This window comes from Actinocrinis sp., assembly GCF_035650855.1.
Taxonomy (GTDB): domain Bacteria; phylum Actinomycetota; class Actinomycetes; order Streptomycetales; family Catenulisporaceae; genus Actinocrinis.
Window position 1 is genome coordinate 1 of record NZ_DASRGV010000398.1, and the last position, 8206, is coordinate 8206.

The 8206-nt window shown below is 70.4% G+C and carries 6 protein-coding genes; 1 reads left to right on the forward strand and 5 read right to left on the reverse strand.

Translation table 11 applies throughout. The features are described 5' to 3' along the window. From VFB40_RS28205 to VFB40_RS28225, 5 genes are all read right to left on the reverse strand, one after another. Positions 1–839, reverse strand: an 839-nt coding sequence (locus tag VFB40_RS28205) for a carbohydrate ABC transporter permease (RefSeq protein ID WP_324856060.1), incomplete at its 3' end; no start/stop codon positions are given. Positions 840–849: 10 nt separating this feature from the next. Then, positions 850–2130, reverse strand: coding sequence for an extracellular solute-binding protein (locus tag VFB40_RS28210; RefSeq protein WP_324856062.1), 1281 nt, complete (start codon positions 2128–2130; stop codon positions 850–852). Between the two features lie 207 nt (positions 2131–2337). Further along, the gene (locus VFB40_RS28215) at positions 2338–3558 is read right to left on the reverse strand and encodes an ROK family protein (protein ID WP_324856064.1); all 1221 of its coding nucleotides are present in this window, start codon (positions 3556–3558) and stop codon (positions 2338–2340) included. A gap of 109 nt (positions 3559–3667) precedes the next feature. After that, positions 3668–6454 (reverse strand): glycoside hydrolase family 15 protein, encoded by a 2787-nt coding sequence (locus VFB40_RS28220; RefSeq protein WP_324856066.1) that lies wholly within the window; start codon positions 6452–6454, stop codon positions 3668–3670. Between the two features lie 298 nt (positions 6455–6752). Next, positions 6753–7262: a MarR family winged helix-turn-helix transcriptional regulator gene (locus tag VFB40_RS28225; RefSeq protein ID WP_324856068.1), complete on the reverse strand. Its 510-nt coding sequence runs from the start codon at positions 7260–7262 to the stop codon at positions 6753–6755. A 129-nt stretch (positions 7263–7391) separates the two neighbouring features. Here VFB40_RS28225 and VFB40_RS28230 point away from each other — a divergent pair, with 129 nt between their 5' ends. After that, positions 7392–7904 carry a YceI family protein gene (locus VFB40_RS28230; protein WP_324856070.1) on the forward strand — a complete coding sequence of 171 codons (513 nt, stop codon included), beginning with the start codon at positions 7392–7394 and terminating at the stop codon, positions 7902–7904. The last annotated feature ends 302 nt before the right edge of the window (positions 7905–8206 follow it).

The window sequence follows — 8206 nt, forward strand, 5'->3', positions numbered from 1 at the left end:
AGCACCGAGGTGAACACGTTGAACCCGCCGATGACGAGCATCACCGTGACGAACAGCAGCGCCGGGCGCACCGCCGGCAGCGTCACCGCGCGGAAGCGGTGCCAGGCCCCGGCGCCGTCCATCTCGGCCGCCTCAAGCAGCTCCTTGGGCACGCCCTGCAGCGCGGCCAGGAAGATGACCATCGACCAGCCGATGCCCTTCCACACCCCGAGCGCGGAGACCGCGACCATCCCGGTCCAGCGGCCCGCCAGCCAGGAGGTGGGCTGCGAGGTCACGTGCGTGACGTCGTGCAGCATCCAGTTGACCAGGCCGCTGTCCGCGAACAGGTACTGGAACAGCAGCGAGACCACGACCCAGCTGGTGACCACCGGCAGGTAGAACAGCACCCGGAAGAGCGCGCGGCCCGGCGCCTTGTTGTTGAGCAGCGTCGCGACCAGGAAGCCCAGCACGATCTGCGGCGGCACCGTGAACGCCATGTAGACGCCGCTGTTGGCCGCCGCCCGCCAGAACACCGGGTCGTGGAAGGCGCGGGTGTAGTTGGCGAACCCGGTGAACCGGCTGACCGACCCGGCCACGATGTTCCAGTCGTAGAAGCTCATCTGGAACGCGCGCACCATCGGATAGATGATCAGGGCGAGGAAGAGCAGGAACCCGGGTGCCAGGAACAGCAGCGCGGTGCGCGAGGAGGCGGTGCGCCGCCACAGCGGCGCGCGATTCGTCCCCTGGGGCGGGGGCGGCGGCCCCGCCGCACCGGCATCGGCCGGCGCGACGAGGCGTGCGTCCGCGGGTTCAGACGTGGCGGCGTTCGACGACGCCGCGGCGTTCTGAGCGGTCATCATGCTTGGCGGCCTACCGGGTCGCCGTCAGCAGCGGGTCGATGTCCGAGGCGGCCTTGTCCAGCGCGGCCTGCACCGACGTGCTGCCGGTGAACGCCGGGGTCAGGTCGTCCTGCAGCACGGTGTCGATCTGCGGGGCCTGCGGCACCGAGGGACGCGGCTTGGCGGTGGCCAGCTGCTTGATGAACGGCGCCAGCTCCGGCGAGGCCGCGGCCTCCTGGACGCCCAGGGCCTGCACCACGGACATCTGCCCGGTCTTGGCCATCGCCAGCTGGAAGGTGGCGCTCTGGGTGAAGCGGATGAACTTCTCCGCCGCGTCCTGGTGCGCCGACGCCGAGGTCATCACGATGTCCTCGCCGCCGGTCACCGAGACCGAACCGCCCGGCCCGGCCGGCACGGGGGAGTAGACCGGCTTGAAGCTCGGGTACTGGCCCGACCAGATCCCGGTCATCCACGGCCCGTCCAGGATGTTCGCGTACTGGCCCTTGGGCAGCCCGTCAGAGGTCTGCGTCGCGCCCTTGTCCCCGGTGATCAGCTTCGGGATCGCGCCAGCCTTGTACAGGTCCACCAGCAGCTGCACGCCCGCCACGCTGGCCGGGCTGTTGAGGTAGCCGGTGGCCTTGGTCTGGTCCGCGTTGGTGACCGAACCGCCGGCCGACCAGATCCACGGGTAGAGGTTCCAGCCCTGCAGGCCGCTGTCCGCGAACGCCGCGACCTTGTTGGCGGCCAGCTTCGGCGCGTCCGCCTTCAGCTCGTCGAAGGTGGCCGGCGGCGCGGCGATGCCCGCGGCCTTCAGCGCGTCCGGGTTGGAGATCAGCACCCTGGTGTTGGTGTCCAGCGGCAGGCCGTAGTAGTGCCCGGCGAACAGGTTGGTCGCCACGGTGCCCGGGTAGTCCGCCGCCGCGAGCGTCTTGTAGTCGCTCATCTTCTGGTCCAGCGGCGCGAACACGCCGAGCGCGCCCAGCTTGGGCACCCAGCCGAGGTCGGCGCGCACCAGGTCGGGCAGCTGGCCGCCGGCCGCGCCGGTGGTCAGCTTCTGCAGCATCGAGTCGTAAGGGATGTCGACGTACTGGATCTTGATGCCGGGGTTGGCCTTCTCGAAGGCCGGGATGATCGTGTTGTCCAGGGCGTCGGTCTGGGTCTTGTTGCCGCCGTTGCCGTAGGTGCCCCAGAAGGTGAGCGTGACGGGACCGGAGGAGGCGGCCGGCGAGCTTGCCGACGAGCAGGCGCCGAGCAGCGACGCGCACAGCGCGGCCGCTCCCAGCATCAGTGCGCGGTCGTGACGACGACTCATATCCATGACTCCTGTGTCGTGGTGAGGGGCTGAGTTGCGGGTTGTGTCGTGAGGAGCCGGGGCCGCACCGCCTGAGCGTCGGTGCTGCGCCCCCGGCCGGGATTGTTTTCGTTCGCCAAGCAAACTATTCGAGGCCGTATCCGGCCCGGCTCGGACAGCAGGGGTTTTGCAGTGCGTTTCGCGCCGCGGTGCTCGCGGCGCCGTTTCCTACACCTGGATCTCGCCGGTGAGCGTCATCAGCGAGCGCAGTACGCCGTGGCGCAGCATGGTGGCCGCGGCGCCGCGGGCCCAGGTCTCGTCCGGCAGCGGGCGCACCACCAGGCGGCAGTCCCGCCCGGCGGTGGAGAAGCTGGAGCGGGCCAGCTCCTCGCCCAGCGCGTCGATGATCAGATCGGAGGCGCTGATGCCCTCGCCGGAGAGGATCACCACCGGCGGGTTGATCAGGTTGACCAGGCCGGCCAGGCCCTGGCCCAGCGCCCGGCCGGCCTCGACGAACACCTGCCGGGCCACCGGGTCGCCGCCGTGCGCGATCTCCACCGCCTCGGCGAGGCTGCCCGGAGCCTGCCCGCCGCGCTCGCCGATCGCCCGCACGATCGCCTCGTCGCTGGCGAAAGCCTCGATGCAGCCGCGCTTGCCGCAGTGGCACAGCGGGCCGCGCGGGTCGACGATGTTGTGCCCGAACTCGCCGGCCGCGCCGCTGGCGCCGTGCAGCAGCTGGTCGTCGATGACGATCGCGCCGCCGACGCCCGCGCCCACGGTGACCACCGCGAAGGAGGAGGTGTCCCGGCCGGCGCCGAACCACTGCTCGGCGACGGCCAGGGTGTTCACGTCGTTCTCGATGAGCACCGGCAGGTGCAGCGCGTCGGCGAGCATCCGCTGCAGCGGCACGTCGCGCCAGTCCTCCAGCATCGGGGAGAAGCGCACTATGCCGCGGCGCCCGTCGACGTGGCCGCCGAGCCCGACGCCGACGCCGACCGTGCTGCTCGCGCCGCCGTCGGCCCGGCTGAGCAGATCCCGCACCAGGTCGGCCACCGCCGCCGCGACCGTGTCCGGCCGCGGCTCGGCCAGCGGCACCCGCCTGGACTGCAGCACCTCGGCGTGCAGGTCGACCACGACGCCGATCAGCTCCCCGCTGGTCACCTTCACCCCGACGGCGTTGTGCCGCTTGGCGTCGATGACCAGCGGGATCAGCGGGCGGCCCGGGCCCTCGGAGTAGCCCTCCTGCTCGGTCACGTAGCCGCCCGCGATCATCGGCTTGACCAGCTTGGTCACCGCGGCCTGTGACATCCCGATGGCCCGCGCCGCGTCGCGCCGGGAGATCGGTCCGCGCGTGAGGATGGCCGTGAACAGCGCGGCCAGGTTGCGTTCACGCGAGGACCACTGCTCCGGCTGGTGCGGCGCGGTGCGGTCCATCGTCTCCGGCATCATCGCTCTTCCTTGCTCGAAGGTTCGTCGCCTGAGGTCGTCGGGGAAAGTGTGCCCCAGGCCGGGGCGTCAGCGTGTCAGGGTTCCACCACGGTCGCCATCCTCACCGCCGTCACCGCACGTTTCCGTAGAGCGCCGCGGTGGCCGAGCCGGTGAGCCGGTAGAGCAGGGTGCTCGTGTCGTCCTCGGTCCAGGCCAGCGTCGTCGGGTTCTGGTGTTCCAGCTCGATGGTCAGCGGCTGCACGGTTCCGTTCGCGGTGCTGGAGCTGGCCAGCGCGGAGCGGGGGATCACCAGCTCGACCCGGCCGGTGGCGGGGTCCCACTGCGGCGCGATGACGCTGGTGATGTCGGCGTCCTGCACCCACGCTCCGTTGGCGACGTGGTAGTGCAGGTAGCGGTTGTCGCTGGAGCGGCGCGCCACCAGGTAGGAGACCGGGCGCGGCAGCGTCGAGCCGTCGATGCCGACGGTGGTCGTCGCGGACGCGGCGCCGGAGTAGTCCGCCGAGTAGACGTCGACGCCGAACTCGGTGGCGGTCTGGTAGTTGGGCAGGTGCCCGTCGGCGTTGTCGACCCGCACGTACAGGTTCGAGTCGTCGTTGGCGACGGCGACGTTGCGGATGTCGGTGTCCGGGTCGCCGTTGGCGTTGTCGCCCACCCGGTCGGTGAAGTAGGGCACCGAGGACCACTGCGGCCAGTCGCCGGTGGTGCCCGCGTCCACGGTGAGGGTGGCGTTGGCGCCGGCCCTGGTCACCGTCGGGTAGACGCGGGTGTCGGTCTGGCCGCCGTAGGCGAGCGCGGCCAGCACGTACCAGGCGCCGGTCACCGGCTCGACCATGGTGGAGACGATCGGCTTCTGCGTCACGTTCGAGGTGGCCTCGCCCGGGGGCATGTAGCCGGTCGCGGTGCGGGTGACGTACCAGGTCAGCCGGTTCAGCGCGGTGGCGGTGTCGCCGGTGAAGACCTCCTGGATGGCCAGGTACATGCTCATCTGCGGCCAGGAGGGCTCCGCGGCCAGCGCCTCGTTGCCGGCCGGGCTGTAGGGCGAGGTGTAGTAGAAGTCGTCGCCCTGGTAGCGCGCGATGCCGTAGGTGTCGTGGGTCAGATCCGAGGTGACCGTCGAGACGTGCGAGGCGGCGCGGCTGCTGGCGGTGTCGATGACGCCGAGCACCAGCAGCATGTCCGAGGAGGAGTCGACCGGTGAGACGCGCGCGGTGTTGTCGGTGTTGACCGCGCGGTCGTAGTAGTTCGACGGGCCGTTCCACATGCCGGCCGGGCTGGCCAGCGAGGAGCGCTGCAGCGCGGTGGCGATGCTGCCTGCCGCCGAGCTCCAGCTGTCGGCCAGGGCGGTGTCGCCCTCGGCCTGGGCGTACAGCTCGGCCGCCCCGAGCCCGGCCTCGTAGGTGGCCTGGGTGAAGGCGTTGTACTCCTGGGCCTCCTCCCAGATGGAGAAGTCCGAGGGGCCGAAGCCGTTGCTCTGGATGCCGCCCGCGATGAATCCGGCGGACTTCTGCACCGCGGGCCACATGGCGTTGAGGAACGTGGTGTCCCCGGTCTGCTGGTAGTGGCGCAGCGCGCCCATCAGGAAGATGCCGACGGAGTCGTTCTCCGGCTGCACGAAGCTGACGTACTGTCCGGTCCACTCGTTGTAGGTGGTGCCGAACGAGCCGTCGGAGTTCTGCACGCTGATCAGCCAGTTGAAGTACTTCGCGGCCTCGGCGTGGTGGCCGGCGGTGTCCATCGCCAGCGCGGTGACGGCCGAGTCGCGGATCCAGGTCTTGTAGCCGTAGGCGATCGGGTTGGTGGCCGCGGGCCAGGTGCCCAGCACCGGGTTCTGCGTCTGCTTCATCACCACCAGCGACCGGTCGTAGGCGGTGGACAGGCCGGTGTCGGTGAACGTGGAGGTGACCCGCTTTCCGGCGGCCAGCCAGTTCGCGTAGTCGGTGGTCGTGGTCTGCTGCCACGAGGTGTCGCTCGAGGCGCGCGCGGTGTCGGCGGCGGCCAGCGCGTCGCTCTGGGTGGCGGCGATCGCCAGGTAGAACGAGGTGTTCACGGTGCTGTTCGCCGGCACCGAGACCTGCTTGGACAGGGCGATGTCGACGTTGCCGGCGGTGACGCTGTTGTTGCCGGGCAGGCTGCCGTTCGCGTCGAAGGCGTACCAGGGCGCGACCGTGGCGCTGGCGGTGTTCGAGACGGTGTCGTCGCCGACCTGGTGGCCGCTGGAGGCGCCGAAGGAGCCGAGCACGATCTGGTACTGGCCGCTGGCGGACATGTCGGCGACGTCGGCGTCGCGGGTCGAGTCGTAGGTGGCGTGCACCGTGGCGCCCGAGCCGGCGCCGGTGTTGTTCAGGTGCACCGAGTCCAGCACGTTCATCGTGACGGCCGAGCCGGTGGTGTTGGTGAGCCGGTAGGTCACGACCATGAAGTGCTGGTTGGGCACCATCGCGTAGTCGCGGCCGATGCTCACCGGCATCGCGGTGCCGGAGTAGGTCCCGTAGTCCGAGCGCAGGATGCCGCCCGAGTCGAGGTAGCCGGTGGCCGCGGAGAAGTTGTGCACCTGGTCGTACTTCACGCCGTGGGTCTCGTCGCGGAAGAAGCCGGTGTAGTCGACGATCTGGTTGACGGCGGACGCGGCGGACGCGGCGCCGTTCGGCGAGTAGTGCAGCTCGCCGAGCCGCGGGCCGTACTGGGTGTTGCTGTCGGTCTGCGCCAGTTGCGGCGCCATCCAGATGCCGGTGGTGTCGCTCCAGTTGTTCATGTAGAGCGACCTGGCCGTCTCGGCGGACGGCTGGGTCGGGCTCGCCGCCCCGGCCGGCCCGGCGGCGAGCACCGACGCGGACACGGCCCCGGCTATGACGACGGCTCCGGCCGTCGCCGATCCGACGAGTCTTCGGAATCTCATCCCTGGCAGCCTCTCCTGCTTCGTTGCAGACGTGCATGATCGGACGTGGATGATCGAACTGCAGGTCGGCCGACCTGATGCGAGTCCCGGAGGGCGTGGGTCGCGGGGCGGCTCCGGGTGCGAACAGTGTCGTGCGAGTTAATTCCTTTTGTCAAGCAACTAATCGAGCGTCCGGCGAAAGCCGTCTGACCTGCGACGAATCGCCGGCCGACGCGCACTCCAGGTCTGGCGGTCGGCGGCGTCAGGCGGGCTGAGGGTCAGGGACTACACACGTGCCGCGGCTCGGTCTCTTCGCGGTTCAGTCTTCGCCGCCGGCCGCGTGGGCGTGGCCGGCCACCGCCGCGGCCGCTCCCACCGTGCGGCGCCAATCCGGGCCGATCGTCTCGGCCAGGGCCTGGCACACCGCCGCGGCCAGGTCCGGGCCCTTCTCCGCGAGCAGCCGCCGCGCCTTCGCGGTCAACGTCAGGGCGATGCCGCGCCGGTCTCCGCTCACCGACTCGCGGGTGACCAGGCCGGTGTGGCTCAGGCAGCCGACCTGGTAGGTCAGGCGCGTCTTGGGCCGCCCGAGCAGTTCCGCGATCTGCGTCATGCGCAGACTGGCGCCCGGCTGCTCGGCCAGGAGGCACAGCACGAGGAACTCGTCGTGCGAGATGCCGAAGGTCTGCTTGACCTGCTTGGCCATGATCTGCTCGACCGTCCCGGCGGCCGAGAGCAGCCGCATCCACAACCGCAGTTCCTCCGGCAGCTGCGTGTCCGCGCCCCCGGGCGCGCCGCTCCCGGGGCAGGTGGGCTCCGCGTCGTTGGTCATGCTCCATCGTAGCTGTCGTCCAAATTTGGATTTCATGCTAGCGTGACGTTCAAATTTGGACGAGTGTGGGCGCCTCGGTGCCCGCCCGCTCGACCTTCGCCCTCCACCCCCCTTCCGCAGGAGACTTCGATGACCGCCAGCGCCCCCGGCCAGTTCGTACTCGACACCGCGCGTTCCACCGTCGCCTTCCGGCACAAGACGATGTGGGGCCTGGTGACCGTGAAAGGCACCTTCAAGGGCGTCAGCGGGGACGGCAAGCTCGACGCGGACGGATCCGCCACCGGTGTGATCAACGTGCGCGCCGACTCCGTCGACACGAAGAACACCGCCCGCGACAAGCACCTGCGCTCCGACGACTTCTTCGCCGCCGAGCGGTTCCCGGTCATCAAGTTCGACGTCCTGAGCGCCGTGCAGAACGCGGACGGTACCGTGCGCGTCGAGGGGCTGCTGACCGTACGCGAGGTCACCCAGGCCCTCACCATTACCGCCACGCTCGCGGCGACGGAGCCTGCGGGCGTCACGCTGGTGACGCAGTTCGACGTCGACCGCGCCGCCTTCGGGATCACGTGGAATCAACTAGGCATGTTGCGCGGCGTCGCGACGATCACGGCCACCCTGCGCTTCGCGCGCACCGGAAGCTGAGCGACGCGGCCACCGCGGCCTGCGGGCATACTTGGCGCGGGCCCTGCGATAGGGGTCCGCGCCGGTGCGTTCACCGGCTACGGGACGGGGCGCGCGATCCTGCGTGCGCATGAGCGGAAAAGGATGCGGAATGTCTTCAATCAACGGGGTAACGGGGCGCACGGGCCTGCGGGCGGCCGCGGTGCTGGGAGCGGCGGCCGCGGTCATGGCCGCGAGCATCCCGGCGGGCACGGCGGCGACGCAGAGCTCGACCGGCCACCTGCTGGGCATCAGCGTGCAGTCGTATCCCACCTTCGATCGCG

Bases quoted from the DNA above. Each gene is read 5' to 3' on its own strand.
- VFB40_RS28220 (WP_324856066.1), bottom strand. From the start codon at position 6,454: ATGAGATTCCGAAGACTCGTCGGATCGGCGACGGCCGGAGCCGTCGTC.
- VFB40_RS28230 (WP_324856070.1), top strand. From the start codon at position 7,392: ATGACCGCCAGCGCCCCCGGCCAGTTCGTACTCGACACCGCGCGTTCC.
- VFB40_RS28215 (WP_324856064.1), bottom strand. From the start codon at position 3,558: ATGATGCCGGAGACGATGGACCGCACCGCGCCGCACCAGCCGGAGCAG.
- VFB40_RS28225 (WP_324856068.1), bottom strand. From the start codon at position 7,262: ATGACCAACGACGCGGAGCCCACCTGCCCCGGGAGCGGCGCGCCCGGG.
- VFB40_RS28210 (WP_324856062.1), bottom strand. From the start codon at position 2,130: ATGAGTCGTCGTCACGACCGCGCACTGATGCTGGGAGCGGCCGCGCTG.